The organism is Burkholderia sp. KL41, assembly GCF_057005415.2.
The window spans coordinates 825,964-842,410 of record NZ_CM174447.1 but is presented as its reverse complement, the minus strand read 5'-3'; the positions used below and the strand labels follow the sequence as shown (position 1 = coordinate 842,410).

Genomic DNA, 16,447 nt, shown 5'->3' with positions numbered 1-16,447 from the left:
TTGGTTAGGCGGCACGCGCGGCCCGGCGCGCGCCGGCGGCAACCGGCCGATTCTCCGGCCGGGCCGGGCGGGCGCCGCGCGACAGGCGCCCGATCGAATGAAATTGCCGCGATATCGAAAGAAACGACGTTATCGCGGCACTTGTTACAAATGATAATACCTCTCATTTACATTTTTTGACAACTTGCCGGAACCCAAGGTCAGCGCATGCACTCCTCCCTTCCCTCCGTGGCGCCGGCGATCCCGGCCGACGCGCCCGACTGGCCCGACGACTTCGCGCACCGCTATCGCGACGCCGGCTACTGGCAGGACACGACGTTCTTCGAGGCGCTCGACGCGCAAGCGCAGCGCGCCCCCGACGCGCTCGCGGTCGTTGACGGCACCTGCCGGCTCAGCTATCGCGACCTGCTGGCGCGCATCCGCCAGCTTGCGGGCGGCCTCGCGCGTCTGGGCCTGGTGCGCGGCGATGCGGTCGTCGTCCATCTGCCGAACGGCGCACGCTTCATCGAGACCTGCTTCGCGCTGTTCCAGCTCGGCGTGCGGCCGGTGCTCGCGTTGCCCGCCCACCGGCACTACGAGATCGGCGCGTTCTGCCGCTTCGCCGGCGCGCGCGCGTATCTGTGCGCGGCACGACTCGGCGAGTTCGACTGCCGGCCGCTCGCGGCCGCATTGCAGGCCGACTGCCCGACGCTCGAGCACGTCGTGATGGACGGCGACGATCACGCGTTCACACCATTCGACGCGCTGTACGACGCGCCGCCGCTGCGCGAATGCGCGGCACGCGCCGACGACATCGCGTGCTTCCAGCTGTCGGGCGGCACGACCGGCACGCCGAAGCTGATCCCGCGCCGCCATCGCGAATACCTGTACAACGTACGCGCGTGCAGCGTCGCGAGCGGATTCGACGCCGGCACCGTCTACCTCGCCGCGCTGCCGATGGCGCACAACTTCACGCTGTGCTGCCCCGGCACGATCGGTGCGCTGCTCGCGGGCGGCCGCGTGGTCGCGACCGGACGGCCCGAGCCCGAACAGAGCTTCGCGCTGATCGCGCAGGAACGCGTCACGCATACCGCGCTCGTGCCGCCGCTCGCGCTGCTGTGGCTCGACGAACAGCCGCAACGCCGGGCCGACCTGTCGAGCCTGCGCGTGCTGCAGGTCGGCGGCGCGCGGTTGATGGACCACGCGGCCGCGCGCGTGACGCCCGTGCTCGGCTGCCGGTTGCAACAGGTGTTCGGGATGGCCGAAGGGCTCATCTGCTGCACGCGGCTCGACGATTCGCCCGAACGGATCGCGCATACACAGGGCCGCCCGGTGTCGGACGGCGACGAAGTGCGCATCGTCGACGAAACCGGCGAACCGGTCGCGCCCGGCGAAATCGGCGAACTGCAGGTGCGGGGCCCGTACACGATACGCGGCTACTACCGGCTCGCCGAGCACAATGCAGCCGCGTTCACGGCCGACGGCTTCTATCGCAGCGGCGATCGCGTGCGGCGCACCGCCGACGGCGACCTCGTCGTCGAAGGCCGTGACAAGGACCAGATCAATCGCGGCGGCGAGAAGGTCTCCGCCGAGGAAGTGGAGAACCTGCTGCTCGCGCACCCGCAGGTGCACGACGCGGCGGTGGTCGCGATGCCCGACCCGCTGCTCGGCGAGCGCACGTGCGCGTTCGTCGTCGCACGCGCACCCGCGCCGTCGAGGCTGGTGCTGAAACGCTACCTGCGCGACTGCGGGCTCGCGGCCTTCAAGATTCCCGATCGCATCGAGTTCATGCCGCGCTTCCCGGAAACCGGCATCGGCAAGACCAGCAAGAAATCGCTGCGCGACCTGCTGCGCCGCCAGTTGCAGGCGGCGGCCGCATGAGCGCGCGACCGACCGGTTCGAACTGGATCCGCGAGCTGCGCCTGTCACCGTGCCCGCGCGCGCAGCTCGTGTGTTTCCCGCATGCAGGCGGCACCGCGAATTTCTTTCGCAACTGGAGCCGCGCGCTGCCATGGGACGTCGACCTGCTCGCACTGCAGTATCCGGGCCGCGAGGAGCGTTTCGGCGAACCGTGCCTGACGACGATCGACGCCCTCGCCGGCCCCGCCGCCGACGCGCTGCAACGTTATGCGCACGCGCCGCTCGTGCTGTTCGGGCACAGCCTCGGCGCGGCGCTCGCGTACGAGGTGGCGGTGCGGCTCGAGGCGCGCGGCGCGGCACCGCTTTACCTGGCCGTATCCGCGTTGCCGCCGCCGCATCGTCAGCGCCTGTCCGACCTGCACCTGCAATCCGACGACGCGCTCGTGGCCGATGTCGCGCGGCTGTCCGGCGAGCACGCTGCGCTGCTCGCCGATCCGGAGATGCGCGCGATCTACCTGCCGATGATCCGCCACGACTACCGTGCGATCGAGACGTATCGCCGAGACCGGCCGCCGCGGCTCGACACGCCGCTCGGCGTGATGCTGCCGCTTGCCGATTCCGAGCTCGACGACGACGAAGCGCGCGCGTGGCAGGACGTCGCGTCGCGCCCGATCCGCATCGAGACGTTCAGCGGCGACCACTTCTACCTGCGGCACCAGTACCCGGCGCTGATCGCGCACCTGGTCGAACGGATCGACCAATCCCTTCGTTACGGAAAGGAGTACACATGAAAACACCGGACGCCTGCACGGGGCTGCCCGACATTCGCGAAGCCATCGATCGCCTGGACGCCGACATCATCGACGCGCTCGGCCGGCGCATGCAGTACGTGAAGGCTGCATCGCGCTTCAAGCCCGACGAAGCGAGCATCGCCGCGCCGGAACGGGTGGCCGCGATGCTGCCCGACCGGCGCCGCTGGGCCGAACAGGCGGGCCTCGACGGCGACTACGTCGAGACGCTGTTCGCCGGCCTGATCGCGTGGTACATCGCGCAGCAAACGCAGCACTGGCGCCGGCAACGGGGGCTCGCATGAACGCCGGCCTCCCGCTGCTGCACGACACGTTCGCCCGTGCGGCCCGCCGCGCCGCCGACACCGGCACGCCGACACTCGCGTCGGTGTCGGTGCCGGTGCGGCCGCTCGACTTCTTCGACCTGATCGCCGCATGGGACGACGGAGCCACGCCGTGGTTCTTCCACGAAGCCGGCGATACATCCGTCACGCTGTTCGGCTGGGGCAACGCGCTCGAACTGACCGCCACCGGCGACACGCGCTTCGCGCAGATCGATGCGCGCTGGCGCACGCTCGTTCGTGATGCCGTGACGGCCGGCCCGCAGCCGCCGCGCGCCGTCGGCGGCTTCCGGTTCGATCCGCGCGGCGCGCGCAGCGCGCACTGGGCGCCGTTTCCCGACGCGAGCATGACGGTGGCGACGCTGCTGATCGTGCGCGAAGGCGACGCGCACTGGGCCGTCTGCCAGCACGTCGTCGCCGCGCACGACGATCCGGCCGCGCTCGCGCATGCGTGCCTCGCGCGCATCGAGTCGCTCGGCACGCTCGCGGCCGCCCGCGACGACGCTGCACCGCATCTGCTGCACACGCAGGCGCTGCAGGCGAGCGAATGGCAGCACGAAGTCCGGCGCGCGGTGGACACGATCCACGGCGGCGCGTTCGGCAAGGTCGTGCTCGCGCGCGACGTGCTCGAACAATACGCGCGGCCCGTTGCCATCGCGCCGCTGCTGCGCCGGCTGCGCAAGCGCGACGCGCACGCGCACCTGTTCGCGATCCGCCGAGAAGGCGCCTGCTTCGTCGGCGCCACGCCGGAACGGCTCGCGCGTGTCGCGGCCGGCGACGTGCGCACGCATGCGCTGGCCGGGACGACCCGGCGCGGCGCCACGCCCGACGACGATCGCGCACTCGGCGCGGCCCTGATGGCTTCCGCCAAGGAGCGGCTCGAACACGCGCTCGTCGTCGACGCGATCCGCGCCGCGCTCACGCCGCTGTCGCGCGCGCTCGACGTGCCCGCGGAACCGTCGCTGCACCGGCTGCCGAGGCTGCAGCACCTGAGCACGCCGATCCGCGCGACGCTGAAGGCAGACGCGACGCTCTTGCAGGTCATCGCGGCACTGCACCCGACGCCGGCGGTGGCCGGCCATCCGCGCGACGCGGCGCTCGACCACATCCGCGCACATGAAGGATTCGATCGCGGCTGGTATGCGGCGCCCGTCGGCTGGATCGACGCGCACGGCAACGGCGACTTCATCGTCGCGCTGCGCTCCGCGCTGGTCGACGGCGGGGCCTGCCGGCTGTTCGCGGGCTGCGGCATCGTCGCCGATTCCGAGCCGGTCAACGAATATCAGGAGACCGAACTCAAGTTGTCGGGCATGCAGGCGGCGATCCGCGTGCGTGATGTGGAAGCCGGGGTGGAGGCGGCATCGGATGCGCATGACCCGGCACGGGTGTCGGCTTCGTCGACGGTCGAGTGACGCCACGGCGCGGCGGCCGCACGCTTCACAACAGCGGCAGCGTGAGCCGGATATGCTCGGCGAACGCCGTCGTCAGATGCGACGGCCGCTTGCGATCGAACTTCAGCGTAATGCCCACGGCAGGCAACGGCGGCAGGCGCGGATCGCCGGTGACGATCGCCAGGTCGGCCGGTACCGCCGTCTGTGTCATCACCGCGAACGCCTGCCCCGAACGCACCAGCGCGATCAGCCCCGCGAGACTGCTGCTCGCGTATGCGATGCGGTAATGACGGCCGGCGCGCTCCAGCGCCTCGCAGGCCGCGATGTGGTCGAGCGTGTCGCGATCGGACAACGCAAGCGGCAGCGGATCGAAATGCCCGGGTTCCAGCCCCGGATAGCCGATCCAGACCAGTTGCTCGCGGCGAATGATGTCGTCGTTCGCGCCGTCGTCCGGCAATGAAATCATCGCCAGGTCGACCGCACGTTTCTCCAGCTGTTCGACGAGACGCGGCGTCGGCCCGCACACGACCTCGACGATCGCCTGCGGATGCTGGCTCGAAAACTGCCGCAGCAGCGACGGCAGCCACACCTCCGCGTAATCGTCCGGGCACCCGAAGCGGATCGTCCCCGACAACCCCGTGCCGCACAGGTCGGCCATCGCCTCGTCGTGCAGCCGCAGGATGCGCTGCGCATGCACGAGCAGCCGCTCGCCCGGATGGGTCAGCACCACGCCGCGCCCGGTGCGCTGGAACAGCGGCTGGTCGACGGCCTCCTCGAGCCGCTTCATCTGCTGGCTGAGCGCGGACTGGGTGCGGCCGACACGCGCGGCCGCGCGGCTGAGCGCGCGCACCTCCGCGATCACGACGAACGAGCGCAGCAGGTCGATTTCAAGCGAAAGCCCCAAGGTATTAGCTCCTTTTCTACCTTGCATAAGAACTATTCGTTTCCATCAAACCAGACACACGCCTAGACTGCAAGCGCCCCCTGCCCTTTTGCCCGGAGATGCCCGATGTCCCTGAACGACGACCCGACCTTCTGGCGCAACGCCAGGCAGCACCTGGTCCGCTACGGCGGCACGTTCGAGCCGATGATCATCGAGCGCGCGAAAGGCAGCTTCGTCTACGACGCCGACGGCCGCGCAATCCTCGATTTCACGTCGGGCCAGATGAGCGCGGTGCTCGGCCACAGCCATCCGGAGATCGTCTCCGTGATCGGCGAATACGCGGGCAAGCTCGACCATCTGTTCAGCGGGATGCTGTCGCGGCCGGTCGTCGACCTCGCGACGCGCCTCGCCGACATCACGCCCGACGGGCTCGATCGCGCGCTGCTGCTCAGCACCGGCGCGGAATCGAACGAAGCGGCGATCCGGATGGCGAAGCTCGTCACCGGCAAGTACGAGATCGTCGGCTTCGCGCAGTCGTGGCACGGGATGACGGGCGCCGCCGCATCGGCCACGTACAGCGCCGGCCGCAAGGGCGTCGGCCCGGCCGCCGTCGGCTCGTTCGCGATCCCGGCACCGTTCACGTACCGGCCGCGCTTCGAGCGCGACGGCGCCTACGACCATCTCGCCGAACTCGACTACGCGTTCGACCTGATCGACCGCCAATCGAGCGGCAACCTCGCCGCGTTCATCGCGGAACCGATCCTCAGTTCGGGCGGGATCATCGAGCTGCCGGAAGGCTATATGGCGGCGCTCAAGCGCAAGTGCGAGGAACGCGGGATGCTGCTGATCCTCGACGAGGCACAGACCGGCGTCGGCCGCACCGGCACGATGTTCGCGTGCCAGCGCGACGGCGTGACGCCCGACATCCTGACGCTGTCGAAGACGCTCGGCGCGGGGCTGCCGCTCGCGGCGATCGTGACGTCCGCGGCGATCGAGGAACGCGCGCACGAACTCGGTTACCTGTTCTACACGACGCACGTGTCGGACCCGCTGCCGGCGGCCGTCGGCCTGCGCGTGCTCGACGTGGTGCAGCGCGACGGGCTCGTCGCACGGGCGAACGTGATGGGCGACCGGCTCAGGCGCGGCCTGCTCGACCTGATGGAACGGTTCGACTGCATCGGCGACGTGCGCGGACGCGGGCTGCTGCTCGGTGTCGAGATCGTCAAGGATCGCCGGACGAAGGAACCGGCGGACGGGCTCGGCGCGAAGATCACGCGCGAATGCATGAACCTCGGGCTCAGCATGAACATCGTGCAGTTGCCCGGTATGGGCGGCGTGTTCCGGATCGCGCCGCCGCTGACCGTCAGCGAGGAAGAGATCGATCTTGGCCTGTCGCTGCTGGGGCAGGCGATCGAACGGGCGTTGTAACGGCGCGCGGTAACGCCCTTCCCCGCATCACGCAATCCGTCGCGCCGGCTCGACCGACCGGCGCGACGAATTTCCGATCGATCAACGCGCCTCGGCCGCCCACGCTTCGGCATCCGCGCCGGCCGGAATGCGCATCGGGCTCGACGGATCGGTTGCCGCACGCCACACGGCTTCGGCGACGTCCTGCGCATGGGTGATCGGCCCCGACGCATCGAGCATTCGCGCGACGGCCTTCCCGACAAACTCCGCATACGCGTCGTGTTCGAAGCCATGCATGTGCGCACGCGCGTTGTCGCCGAAACGCGTGTCGGGCGCCCGACCCGGCAGCACCAGATGCGCGCGCACGCCGAACGGTTCGAGTTCGACCGCCATCGATTCGGTGTACGCATTGACTGCCGCCTTGCTCGCGCGATACGCGCTGACCAGCGGCAACGCCTTCAACGTGACGCTCGACGTGACGTTCACGACCACCCCGGCCCCGCGCTCGCGAAACTGCGGCAGCACCGCCTGCGTGACTGCGATCGTGCCGAGCGTGTTGGTCTCGAATAGCGCACGCACCGTATCGAACGGCATGAGCTCGGCCGGCGCAGCCGCGCCGAAACCCGCGTTGTTGACGAGCACGTCGATCGGGCCCGCCGCGTCGATCGCGGCACGGATGCTGTCCGCGTTCGTCACGTCGAGCGCCAGCACGCGCAGGTGCGCCGAAGGCGGCAGCACCGCCGCGTCCGGCGTGCGCATCGTCGCGACGACCTGCCAGTCGCGTGCGAGGAAATGGCGGGCGATCTCGAGGCCGAAGCCGGAGGAACAGCCGGTGATCAGTACGGTCTTCATGCGAACTCCTGAGGTGTGTTGGGCACGTGTCCGTACGATAGATGGCCGGATCCGTATTCGCTACAATCGGAAATCCGATTTTCTTTTGCGAGCGTCCGGCAATGATCGACCCACTGACCGAAGTCGTGACGCTGCTGCAACCGGGCGCGCGGTACTCCAAGTCCGTTCACGGTGCGAGCCCGTGGTCGATCAGCCGCACGGTCGCCGGCGAGCCGTTCTATTGCGCGATCCTCGATGGCGGGTGCCGGATCGCGATCGACGGGCACGCGCCGATCGAACTGCTGCCCGGCGATTTCGTGCTGATTCCGGCCGCCTACGGCGTCGCGATGTCGAGCCTCGAACCGCCGCCGCCGGGCGTCGAAACCGCGCCGCCGGTCGCGCTCGACAACGGCGAATACCGGATCGGCGATCCGGGCAACCCGGTCGACACGCGGATGATGGCCGGCAACTGCAGCTTCGGTTCACCCGACGCGGCACTGCTGGTGTCGCTGCTGCCGCAATTCGTGCACGTGCGCGGCGAACCGCGGTTGACCACGCTCGTGCAACTGGTGCGCGACGAATCGCGCGCACAGCGGCCCGCGCGCGAAATCGTGCTGGCGCGGCTGCTGGAGGTGCTGCTGATCGAGGCGCTGCGGTTCACGACCGACACGAACGCATCGCCCGGCCTCATGCGCGGGCTGGCCGACAGCCGGCTCGCGGCCGCGCTCCGCGGGATGCACGAACGCCCCGCGCATCCGTGGACGGTCGTCGAACTCGCGAAGGAAGCGGCACTGTCGCGCTCGACTTTCTTCGAGCGCTTCAACCGTGCGGTCGGCGTCGCGCCGATGGAATACCTGCTCACGTGGCGCATGGCGCTCGCGAAGGACCTGCTCCGGCGCAATGAAGGCCGCATCGCCGAGATCGCGGGGCGCGTCGGCTACAGTTCGGCAAGCACGTTCACGGTCGCGTTCACGCGCCACGTCGGGCGGCCGCCGGCGCAATACGCGCGGGACGAACAGGCGGCGGCGAACGACGCGTGAGCGGGCGGCATCGGCGTACACTGCAGGACACGTCACGACGCGGCACGAAACGAGCGATGGAGAAGGACACGGCGACGAACGGCAGCGACACGCGCGACCACTGGCTCGTCGCTCGGCGCGATGCGGACACCGGCATCGAAAGCCTGCATGCGCATTTCAGCGGCCATGCATACGATGCGCACGATCACGACGACATGCTGGTCGGTTTCACCGAACAGGGCGTGCAGCAATTCCAGTGCCACCGGTCGGTGCATACGAGCGTGCCGGGCCGCGCGATCCTGATCGAGCCGGGCGCGCTGCACGATGGCCACGCGCCCGAAGCGGGCGGCTTCACGTATGGAATGCTGTACCTCCCGCAGGCATGGGTCGAGCGAGCGGCACGCCGGCTGGACCTGCCGGGCCTCGGCGGCGTCGAAGCCGCGTTCGGCCACACGCTGGTCGACGATCGCGGCCTCGTCGACACGATCCGGCAGGCGTTCGTCGCGCTCCACGGCAACGAGGGCAAGCTCGCACGCGACCAGGCGCTCGACCGCCTGCTGACGCGGCTCGGCGGCGAATTGCGCGCCCCGCTCGCGAGCGGCGGCAATGCCGTCGCGCCCGCGATTGCCCGCGCGCGCGATCTGCTGCATGCGCGCATGAGCGACGATATCGGCCTCGACGCACTCGTCGATCTCACCGGGATCGACCGGTTCCGGCTGACGCGGCTGTTCCAGCGCGCGTACGGCACGTCACCGCACGCGTACCTGGTGCGCGTGCGGCTACGCGCCGCGCGCCGCCTGCTGGCCGCCGGCCGCACGCCCGCACAGGTCGCGGCCGACGTCGGCTTCGCCGACCAGAGCCACCTCGGCCGCTGGTTCCGCCGCGCATACCGGATCACGCCGGCTGCGTACCGGCAGATGTGCACAAACGTTCCAGACTGATCCCGCGCAGCATCCGATCATGTGCGCTTCAACGAGGAGCAATCATGTTCGATACCAAGGTGGCGCTGATCGTGCGCGACGATCTCGCGGCGTGGCAGAAACTCAATGTCGTCGCGTTTCTCGCGACAGGCGTCGCGGCTGAAGCGCCCGAAGCGCTCGGCGAGCCTTACGAGGATGCGGCGGGACGCCGCTACGGCCGCATGCTGGGCCAGCCGATGCTGGTGTTCGCGGCCGATTTGAACGGCCTGCAGGCCGCGCACCGGCAGGCGCTGTCGCGCGAACTCACGATCGTGCCCTACGTGCACGCGATGTTTTCGACCGGGCACGACGCGGCCAACCGCGAAGTCTTTCGTGCCGGCGACGCCGAGCATCCCGACCTCGTCGGGCTGGCGTTGCGCGGGCCGAAGAAGGCGGTCGACAAGGCCGTGAAGGGGCTGGCATTGCATACGTGATGCATCGGCGTTTCGAGTTGGCGATTCGACACGGTAACGGCTACTGCGCGGCCAGCAACTCCGGCTTGTTCCCGTCCATCCACGCCTTTACGTCAATCAGGAGCGCCGTCGCACTATCGAAACACTCGCGAACCGCTGACGCCTGAATCACATCCCCGGAGTAATCGGACAGGTTGCGCTGCTTGCGCAGCGCGTCCAGTACGATCATGCGCTCGACCGGCAAACCGATTGTCTGTGGAAGCGTCTGGATCGCCGTCTGGTGGTGCCCCGGCCGGCTCGTCAACGTACGAAAACCGTTCGCGTGCAACGCCAGCATCGCGAGTTGCATGATCGCCTTGTACGCCGCATCAAAGCGGTTTTCGTTACTCAATGCCGCGATTTGCGCATCCGCCAGATTTCGTTCCGCCGCAGCCAGCAGGCGCGTCGCTTGTTCCCGGTCCGGCCGGATTGCATCAAGACTAACGCCGAGCAAGTTCTGCAAGGTCATGGTCGCTACCAATCAAGAAAATCTTGGGTTTTCCAAGCACGTCCCGTAAAAATGCGTCCTGCCCGGCGACGCCCTCACGAAACTCGTCCGCCGACAGCACCTTGGGATTGATGTCCCGCCCCAACGTAGCCTGCGCATCGTAGAACAGCCGGACCACCGTTGCAAAGCCGACCGAGCCGATCACCATCACATCGACGTCACTGTCCGCCGTCTCCTGGCCGCGCGCGACGGAACCGAACACGAACGCCACACGGATTTCCTCGGCGCAGGGCAACAGCGCTTCGGATAGCACATCAGCCATACCCGAGGTCTTTCGCATGATCGAAGCCAGTTCCTCGTAGATCGGACAACTTCGATTGGCACGATAGAGCACCTGATTGCCCTGCCGATCCCGGCTCAGGATGCCGGCTTCGGCCAGCTTGCTCAGTTCCTTGTGCAGCGTACCGGGCGTCGTGCCCGTCAAACGGGCGATTTCGCGGACGTGCAACGCCTGATCGGGCCGCAACAGGAGCAGGCCCAGCGCGCGGCGCCGATAGTCACCAAACAGGGTCGAGGCAATGGATCGTAGCATGATTGGCTACGATTGTAGCTCAATTGGCTACAAGGCATAGTCCGAGTTGCCGATTGTGTGCCGATCCAGGCCGATTACCGAAATGTAGCCAATTTGACTACGATCGGAGCGGAATTGGCTACATCCATCCCGCGATCAGCATGCAATCCATCACGTCAAAGTGCTACCGGGCTCGACGCGGCCAACCGCGAAGTCTTTCGTGTGTGCGATGCGGAGCATCCCGACCTCGTCGGGTTGGCATCCCGGATCAACGATGCGCGAGCACGTTGACGAGCTTGCCGAACGGATCGCGCACGTAAAACCGCCGCACGCCCCAAGGCTCGTCAGCCGGACCGTATTCGACGGGAATCCCGGCGGCATGCACGCGTGCGAGCGCTTCGTCGACGTCGTCGACCTCGATCGACAGATCGGGCGTCGGCGTACCCGCCCCGCCCTGCGATGCGAAGCTGATCTGCACGTCCATCTGCTCGGCATTGCCATAGGTTGCGATCCAGCCGTGGTCCATCAGCAAGTCGAGGCCGAAGATCCGCTGGTAGAAGCGCTTTGCGTCGTCGACTGATCGTGTGTCGATATTGGCGACGATCCGTTTGACCTTCATCGGATTCCTTCACAGGTCGTGACAGTACCGCGACGCTACACCGGAATCGCGTGCACAACCAGCGCATCAGCGCCCGGCCGCTTCCATCCTGGCACGCCGGGTCCGGGTGGCCCGCTCGCCTGGCATGCCGGCCAGCCACACACCGATCGCGACGACGACGATGCCGAGATAGGTCGACACCGCGATGCTGTCGCCGAACATCCACGCGGCCCAGGTCAGCGTCACCGGCGGTTCGAGATAAACGAGGGTCGCCACGCGCGTCGCGGGCATGCGCTTGAGCAGCGCCCACAACGACAGGTAGGCCATGAAGGTCGAGAAAACCGTCAGCCACACGACGGACACCCACACATCCGGCTGGGTCGGCACGTGCAGATCGCCCGTGACGATCCCGCTCGCCGCGAACAGCACCAGGCTCACGCAGCCTTGCACGAACAGCGGCAGGCACAACCCGTCCTCGTTACTGCGCGCGACCGTCAGCGCGCGGCGCCGCTGGTAGATCGTCGCGATCGACAGCCCCGACGCGGACACCAGCGGCAGCAGGTACATGACGAGCCCGACCGATCCGGCCGGCAGCGCATATTGCCCGCCGATCACGATGCCCACGCCGACGAACCCGACGACGAGCCCGGCCCACTGGCGCGCCCCGCTGCGCTCGCTGCCCTCGAGCGTCGTCATCGCGGCCGTGATGAGCGGCTGCAACGCGGCGACGATCGCGGCGATGCCGGGCGGCAGACCGTGCTGGATCGCGACGTATACGCAGGCCAGATAGAGAAACTGCGACAGGAAGCCGATCACCGCGTGATAGCGGAGCTTCTCCCACGTCAGGCGGCCGAGCTGCCGGTTGAGAACGACCGCGAGGCACAGCGTGACGAGCAGGAACCGCCAGAACAGCAGGTTGAACGCGCCGGCCGTCTCCGCCCCGAGCTTGGCGCCAATGAAGCCGGAACTCCACGACAACACGAAAACGAGCTGAAGCAGGAATAGCTGCATGAGGCGACGGCTCTCGGAAGGTTGCCGGGGACAGGCGCGGGCTTTTGATCGACATGAATCGTTCCCCGGATACGTGCAACGCCCGACCGGCTGCCTGCCGTTGCCTGTCGGTTGGCCTGTCGGTTGACCCGAGAATAGGGAGGCCCAATAATTCCGTCAATCGACATTACCTGAATCACTGATTCGGAATTTCAAAATCATGCCCCGCACCCTGGACGTCGACCTGCTGCGTACCTTCCACGCCGTCGCGAAGCTGGGCCGCTTCAAGGATGCGGCCGCCCAAGTGAATCGCAGCCCGTCGTCGGTCACCGCGCAGATCCAGAAGCTCGAGGAAATGGTCGCGCAGCGCCTGTTCACGCGAAACAACCAGGCGGTCGAACTCACGCAGTTCGGCCACAAGCTGCTGAGCGACACCACGGAGTTTCTGCTGAGCCACGACCGGCTCGTCGAATCGCTGTCGCCGCAGATGCTGACCGGCAAGTTGCGGCTCGGCATTCCCGATTCGTACGCCGCGCATTTCATGGCGGAATTCCTGCCCCGCTTCGCGGCCGATCGGCCGTTGCTCGAACTGACCGTCGAAGCGCGTTCCAGCGAGGAACTGCAGCTGCTGTTCTCCCGCGGTCAGCTCGACATCGCGATTGCCGTGGTGTCGAAGGCGCCGCCGCACGCGGAACTGCTCAGCAAGACCCATCCGGTGTGGGTGGCCGCGCGCACGTTCAAGTTCAATCCCGATGCGCCGCTGCCGATCGCCGTGCAACTGCAGGGATGTCCGTACCGCGACACCGCGTTGAAGGCGCTGAAGAAAGCAAAGATCGCACACCGGTTGCTGCTCGAAAGCGCGAGTTCGCCCGCGGTCGAAGCATGCATCGCGAATGGCCTCGCGGTCGGCATCATCGAGCACGAGCGCGTGTCCGGCAACCTGACGAGCAACGTCGCGGGGATCGCGCTGCCCGATCTTCCGCCGCACCTGATCACGATCCTGACGGACGACGGCAATCGCGCCGCGCTGCATTTGCGCGACGTGCTGAAAAGCACGTTCAGGATCGGCTAGGGTAGAAAAGTCATCGGCAGGTCGAGGTCGAGGCCGAACCGCTGCCGATAGGGGTGTTTCGCGTCGCCGCCAGGCGTAGACCGCCGGCCCGTTGCAGGCCGGCGGCTTCCTTCATCAACCGCCGAGGTACGCCTGCTTGATCCGGTCGTTCGCGAGCAGGTTCGCGCCCGTATCCGCGAGCACCACGCGCCCTGTTTCGAGCACGTAGCCGCGATCGGCCACACCGAGCGCCTTGTTCGCGTTCTGCTCGACGAGGAACACGGTGACACCCTCGTCGCGGATCGTCCTGATGATGTCGAAGATCTGCGCGATCACGAGCGGCGCGAGGCCGAGCGTCGGTTCGTCGAGCAGCAGCAGGCGCGGCTTGCTCATCAGCGCACGGCCGATCGCCAGCATCTGCTGCTCGCCGCCCGACATCGTGCCGGCCCGCTGCGTCGCGCGCTCCTTCAAACGCGGAAACAGCTTGAACACGTGCTCGATGCCGTCGTCGATCTCATGACGGCTCGCGAAGAAGCCGCCCATCTTCAGGTTCTCGAGCACCGTCAGGCTCGGGAACACGCGCCGCCCTTCCGGCGAGATCGCCATCCCCTGCCGCATGATCTGGTGCGTCGACATCGCGGTGATGTCGTTGCCCTCGAACAGCACGCGGCCCGACGATGCGCGCGGCGTGCCGCACACGGTCATCATCAGCGTCGTCTTGCCGGCACCGTTGCTGCCGATCAGCGTGACGATCTCGCCCTTGTTCACCTCGATCGACACGCCCGCGAGCGCCTCGACCGCGCCGTAGTGCGTATGGACCTGTTCCAGCTTCAGCATCACTCTTCCCCCAGATACGCCTTGATCACGCGCGGGTCGTTGCGGACCGCTTCCGGCGTGCCGATCACGATCGGCCGGCCGTGCTCCATCACGAGGATGCGATCGGACACGCCCATCACGAGGCTCATGTCGTGTTCGATCAGCAGCACCGACACGCCGAACTCGCGGCGCAGCTTGTCGATCAGGTGCTGCAGTTCGACCTTCTCCTGCGGGTTGAGGCCGGCCGCCGGCTCGTCGAGCATCAGCAGGCGCGGCTCGGTGATCATGCAGCGCGCAATCTCCAGACGCCGCTGATGCCCGTACGACAGCGTGCCGGCCGGCCGGTTGGCGACCGACGTCAGCCCCATCCGGTCGAGCCACACCGCCGCGCGCTCGAGCGCTTCCTTCTCGGCACGGCGATACGCGGGCGTCGAGAAGAGGCCCGGCAGCAACCCCGCCTTCACCTTGCGGTGCTGCGCGACGAGCAGGTTCTCGACGACGGTCAGCGACTTGAACAGGCGGATGTTCTGGAACGTCCGCACGAGGCCCTTCAACGCGATCTTGTGGCTCGGCAGCCCCGCGATCGCGTGGCCGTCGAGCACGACGTCGCCGCCGGTCGGCTTGTAGAAGCCGCCGACGCAGTTGAACACCGTGGTCTTGCCCGCGCCGTTCGGCCCGATGATCGCGAACACTTCATCGCGGCGCACGTCGAAATCGATCCCGTCCACCGCGAGCAACCCGCCGAAGCGCATCTGCAGCCCGGCGACCTTCAACAGTTCTGCATGTGCGCTCATCGCGGCAGCTCCACGTGGGGACGGCTCGCGGGCAGCAGGCCCTGCGGACGCCACATCATCATCAACACCATCACCAGACCGAAGATCAGCATCCGGTACTCGGCGAAGCCGCGCGCGACTTCCGGCAGCACGGTCAGCAGGATCGCCGCGAGAATCACGCCGAGCTGCGAACCCATCCCGCCGAGCACGACGATCGCGAGGATCAGCGCCGATTCGATGAAGGTGAACGATTCAGGATTCACGAGGCCCTGGCGTGCCGCGAAGAACGCGCCGCCGATGCCCGCGAACGCCGCGCCGAGCGTGAACGCCGACAGCTTGATGCGCGTCGGGTTCAGGCCCAGCGAACGGCACGCGATCTCGTCGTCGCGCAGCGCTTCCCACGCACGGCCCATCGGCATGCGGATCAGGCGGCTCGTGACGAACAGCGTGAAGCCGACCAGCACGAGCGCGAGCAGGTACAGGAAGATCACCACGTGGTCGCCGCTGTATTCCAGCCCGATCAGTTCGTGGAACGTCTTCGCGCCTTCGACGCTCGCGCTGCGCGCCATCTCGTAGCCGAACACGGTCGGCTTCGGGATGCCCGAGATGCCGTCCGGGCCGCCCGTGAGGCTCGTCAGGTTGTTCGCGAGCAGGCGGATGATTTCGCCGAAGCCGAGCGTGACGATCGCGAGATAGTCGCCGCGCAGCCGCAGCACCGGGAAGCCGAGCAGGAAGCCGAACGTCGCGGCCGCGATCGCGGCGAGCGGCAGGCACTCCCAGAACGACAGCCCGAAGTACTGGTTCAGCATCGCGTACGTATAGCCGCCGACCGCGTAGAACCCGACATAGCCGAGATCCAGCAGCCCCGCGAAACCGACCACGATGTTCAGCCCGAGGCCGAGGATCACGTAGATCAGCGCGAGCGTCGCGACGTCCACCGCGCCGCGCGAGCCGAAGAACGGCCACACGAGCCCGACCGCGAGCAGCACCCATACGACCGCGCGCTGCTGCCGCGCGCCCATCGCGGGCATCGCCGGCAGCTTCACCGCCGATTTCGCGCGCACGAGCCACGGCTTGAACAGCTGGAACAGGAACACGGCCGCGACCGCGATCCACACCGGCCGCCAGTGCGGCGTGAGCACCACCTGATAGCCGTCGAGCTTCAGTTGCAGCCCGAGCACCGGAATCGTGAGGATCGCCGTCAGGAACGCGGCGGCCACGGCATTTTTCAGCGCCTGGCCGATCGAAGCGTCGGCGGCCGGGCGGCGAACGGAAATGACTGTACTCATC

General features: G+C 67.8%; 18 protein-coding genes. 9 read left to right on the top strand and 9 right to left on the bottom strand.

The window, feature by feature from the left end; all coding sequences use genetic code 11:
- Positions 1–207 precede the first annotated feature (207 nt).
- From PQB87_RS21355 to PQB87_RS21340, 4 genes are read left to right on the top strand one after another with little or no spacing between them, the layout of a single operon-like run.
- Positions 208–1,860, top strand: a complete 1,653-nt coding sequence (locus PQB87_RS21355; protein WP_489243730.1) for a (2,3-dihydroxybenzoyl)adenylate synthase — start codon at positions 208–210, stop codon at positions 1,858–1,860.
- Positions 1,857–2,630, top strand: a complete 774-nt coding sequence (locus tag PQB87_RS21350) for a thioesterase II family protein (protein ID WP_059709437.1) — start codon at positions 1,857–1,859, stop codon at positions 2,628–2,630. Before PQB87_RS21355 ends, PQB87_RS21350 begins: the two co-directional genes overlap by 4 nt.
- Positions 2,627–2,932 carry an isochorismate lyase gene (locus tag PQB87_RS21345; protein WP_021163799.1) on the top strand — a complete coding sequence of 102 codons (306 nt, stop codon included), beginning with the start codon at positions 2,627–2,629 and terminating at the stop codon, positions 2,930–2,932. The genes PQB87_RS21350 and PQB87_RS21345 overlap by 4 nt, the downstream gene beginning before the upstream one ends.
- Positions 2,929–4,380: an isochorismate synthase gene (locus tag PQB87_RS21340; RefSeq protein ID WP_489243728.1), complete on the top strand. Its 1,452-nt coding sequence runs from the start codon at positions 2,929–2,931 to the stop codon at positions 4,378–4,380. Before PQB87_RS21345 ends, PQB87_RS21340 begins: the two co-directional genes overlap by 4 nt.
- A 25-nt stretch (positions 4,381–4,405) precedes the next feature.
- On the opposite strand, the gene PQB87_RS21335 is transcribed toward PQB87_RS21340, so the two are convergent.
- Positions 4,406–5,290, bottom strand: coding sequence for a LysR family transcriptional regulator (locus tag PQB87_RS21335; protein WP_111939315.1), 885 nt, complete (start codon positions 5,288–5,290; stop codon positions 4,406–4,408).
- A gap of 78 nt (positions 5,291–5,368) precedes the next feature.
- Here PQB87_RS21335 and PQB87_RS21330 point away from each other — a divergent pair, with 78 nt between their 5' ends.
- Entirely contained in the window at positions 5,369–6,670 is a 1,302-nt protein-coding gene (locus PQB87_RS21330; RefSeq protein ID WP_059686911.1) for an aspartate aminotransferase family protein, read from the top strand.
- An 81-nt stretch (positions 6,671–6,751) separates the two neighbouring features.
- Here PQB87_RS21330 and PQB87_RS21325 read toward each other — a convergent pair whose 3' ends face one another.
- The gene (locus PQB87_RS21325) at positions 6,752–7,501 is read right to left on the bottom strand and encodes an SDR family oxidoreductase (protein ID WP_059686912.1); all 750 of its coding nucleotides are present in this window, start codon (positions 7,499–7,501) and stop codon (positions 6,752–6,754) included.
- Between the two features lie 41 nt (positions 7,502–7,542).
- Here PQB87_RS21325 and PQB87_RS21320 point away from each other — a divergent pair, with 41 nt between their 5' ends.
- The 3 genes from PQB87_RS21320 to PQB87_RS21310 are packed head-to-tail and all read left to right on the top strand — an operon-like array spanning position 7,543 to position 9,892.
- Positions 7,543–8,520, top strand: a complete 978-nt coding sequence (locus PQB87_RS21320) for an AraC family transcriptional regulator (protein ID WP_060066838.1) — start codon at positions 7,543–7,545, stop codon at positions 8,518–8,520.
- Positions 8,521–8,576: 56 nt separating this feature from the next.
- Positions 8,577–9,440, top strand: coding sequence for an AraC family transcriptional regulator (locus PQB87_RS21315; RefSeq protein WP_489243724.1), 864 nt, complete (start codon positions 8,577–8,579; stop codon positions 9,438–9,440).
- Positions 9,441–9,484: 44 nt separating this feature from the next.
- On the top strand, positions 9,485–9,892 hold the full coding sequence (locus tag PQB87_RS21310; protein WP_021161420.1) for a DUF2000 domain-containing protein: 408 nt from the start codon (positions 9,485–9,487) through the stop codon (positions 9,890–9,892).
- 40 nt (positions 9,893–9,932) lie between these two features.
- Here the strand turns inward: PQB87_RS21310 and PQB87_RS21305 are convergent, their stop codons facing one another.
- The 4 genes from PQB87_RS21305 to PQB87_RS21290 all read right to left on the bottom strand — a co-directional run bounded on the left by PQB87_RS21305 (position 9,933) and on the right by PQB87_RS21290 (position 12,538).
- Complete coding sequence (locus PQB87_RS21305) at positions 9,933–10,379, bottom strand: DNA-binding protein (protein ID WP_174415638.1); 447 nt, start codon at positions 10,377–10,379, stop codon at positions 9,933–9,935.
- On the bottom strand, positions 10,351–10,950 hold the full coding sequence (locus PQB87_RS21300) for a nucleotidyltransferase domain-containing protein (protein ID WP_027789667.1): 600 nt from the start codon (positions 10,948–10,950) through the stop codon (positions 10,351–10,353). Before PQB87_RS21300 ends, PQB87_RS21305 begins: the two co-directional genes overlap by 29 nt.
- 247 nt (positions 10,951–11,197) lie before the next feature.
- The gene (locus PQB87_RS21295) at positions 11,198–11,548 is read right to left on the bottom strand and encodes a VOC family protein (protein ID WP_059698361.1); all 351 of its coding nucleotides are present in this window, start codon (positions 11,546–11,548) and stop codon (positions 11,198–11,200) included.
- Positions 11,549–11,614: 66 nt separating this feature from the next.
- Positions 11,615–12,538 (bottom strand): DMT family transporter, encoded by a 924-nt coding sequence (locus tag PQB87_RS21290; protein WP_489243722.1) that lies wholly within the window; start codon positions 12,536–12,538, stop codon positions 11,615–11,617.
- Positions 12,539–12,737: 199 nt separating this feature from the next.
- Here PQB87_RS21290 and PQB87_RS21285 point away from each other — a divergent pair, with 199 nt between their 5' ends.
- Positions 12,738–13,589, top strand: coding sequence for a LysR substrate-binding domain-containing protein (locus tag PQB87_RS21285; RefSeq protein WP_233344215.1), 852 nt, complete (start codon positions 12,738–12,740; stop codon positions 13,587–13,589).
- A 114-nt stretch (positions 13,590–13,703) separates the two neighbouring features.
- On the opposite strand, the gene PQB87_RS21280 is transcribed toward PQB87_RS21285, so the two are convergent.
- Genes PQB87_RS21280 through PQB87_RS21270 form a run of 3 tightly spaced genes read right to left on the bottom strand, consistent with a single transcriptional unit; the run spans position 13,704 to position 16,446 of the window.
- On the bottom strand, positions 13,704–14,405 hold the full coding sequence (locus PQB87_RS21280; RefSeq protein ID WP_011694813.1) for an ABC transporter ATP-binding protein: 702 nt from the start codon (positions 14,403–14,405) through the stop codon (positions 13,704–13,706).
- Complete coding sequence (gene livG / locus PQB87_RS21275; protein ID WP_027789672.1) at positions 14,405–15,178, bottom strand: high-affinity branched-chain amino acid ABC transporter ATP-binding protein LivG; 774 nt, start codon at positions 15,176–15,178, stop codon at positions 14,405–14,407. The genes PQB87_RS21280 and livG overlap by 1 nt, the downstream gene beginning before the upstream one ends.
- On the bottom strand, positions 15,175–16,446 hold the full coding sequence (locus PQB87_RS21270; RefSeq protein ID WP_059497126.1) for a high-affinity branched-chain amino acid ABC transporter permease LivM: 1,272 nt from the start codon (positions 16,444–16,446) through the stop codon (positions 15,175–15,177). The genes livG and PQB87_RS21270 overlap by 4 nt, the downstream gene beginning before the upstream one ends.
- Position 16,447: the final 1 nt, after the last annotated feature.

What these genes read in the sequence shown, in the direction of transcription:
- PQB87_RS21355 (WP_489243730.1), top strand. Translation starts at nt 208, where the DNA reads ATGCACTCCTCCCTTCCCTCCGTGGCGCCGGCGATCCCGGCCGACGCG.
- PQB87_RS21350 (WP_059709437.1), top strand. Translation starts at nt 1,857, where the DNA reads ATGAGCGCGCGACCGACCGGTTCGAACTGGATCCGCGAGCTGCGCCTG.
- PQB87_RS21345 (WP_021163799.1), top strand. Translation starts at nt 2,627, where the DNA reads ATGAAAACACCGGACGCCTGCACGGGGCTGCCCGACATTCGCGAAGCC.
- PQB87_RS21340 (WP_489243728.1), top strand. Translation starts at nt 2,929, where the DNA reads ATGAACGCCGGCCTCCCGCTGCTGCACGACACGTTCGCCCGTGCGGCC.
- PQB87_RS21335 (WP_111939315.1), bottom strand. Translation starts at nt 5,290, where the DNA reads ATGCAAGGTAGAAAAGGAGCTAATACCTTGGGGCTTTCGCTTGAAATC.
- PQB87_RS21330 (WP_059686911.1), top strand. Translation starts at nt 5,369, where the DNA reads ATGTCCCTGAACGACGACCCGACCTTCTGGCGCAACGCCAGGCAGCAC.
- PQB87_RS21325 (WP_059686912.1), bottom strand. Translation starts at nt 7,501, where the DNA reads ATGAAGACCGTACTGATCACCGGCTGTTCCTCCGGCTTCGGCCTCGAG.
- PQB87_RS21320 (WP_060066838.1), top strand. Translation starts at nt 7,543, where the DNA reads ATGGCCGGATCCGTATTCGCTACAATCGGAAATCCGATTTTCTTTTGC.
- PQB87_RS21315 (WP_489243724.1), top strand. Translation starts at nt 8,577, where the DNA reads ATGGAGAAGGACACGGCGACGAACGGCAGCGACACGCGCGACCACTGG.
- PQB87_RS21310 (WP_021161420.1), top strand. Translation starts at nt 9,485, where the DNA reads ATGTTCGATACCAAGGTGGCGCTGATCGTGCGCGACGATCTCGCGGCG.
- PQB87_RS21305 (WP_174415638.1), bottom strand. Translation starts at nt 10,379, where the DNA reads ATGACCTTGCAGAACTTGCTCGGCGTTAGTCTTGATGCAATCCGGCCG.
- PQB87_RS21300 (WP_027789667.1), bottom strand. Translation starts at nt 10,950, where the DNA reads ATGCTACGATCCATTGCCTCGACCCTGTTTGGTGACTATCGGCGCCGC.
- PQB87_RS21295 (WP_059698361.1), bottom strand. Translation starts at nt 11,548, where the DNA reads ATGAAGGTCAAACGGATCGTCGCCAATATCGACACACGATCAGTCGAC.
- PQB87_RS21290 (WP_489243722.1), bottom strand. Translation starts at nt 12,538, where the DNA reads ATGCAGCTATTCCTGCTTCAGCTCGTTTTCGTGTTGTCGTGGAGTTCC.
- PQB87_RS21285 (WP_233344215.1), top strand. Translation starts at nt 12,738, where the DNA reads ATGCCCCGCACCCTGGACGTCGACCTGCTGCGTACCTTCCACGCCGTC.
- PQB87_RS21280 (WP_011694813.1), bottom strand. Translation starts at nt 14,405, where the DNA reads ATGCTGAAGCTGGAACAGGTCCATACGCACTACGGCGCGGTCGAGGCG.
- livG (WP_027789672.1), bottom strand. Translation starts at nt 15,178, where the DNA reads ATGAGCGCACATGCAGAACTGTTGAAGGTCGCCGGGCTGCAGATGCGC.
- PQB87_RS21270 (WP_059497126.1), bottom strand. Translation starts at nt 16,446, where the DNA reads ATGAGTACAGTCATTTCCGTTCGCCGCCCGGCCGCCGACGCTTCGATC.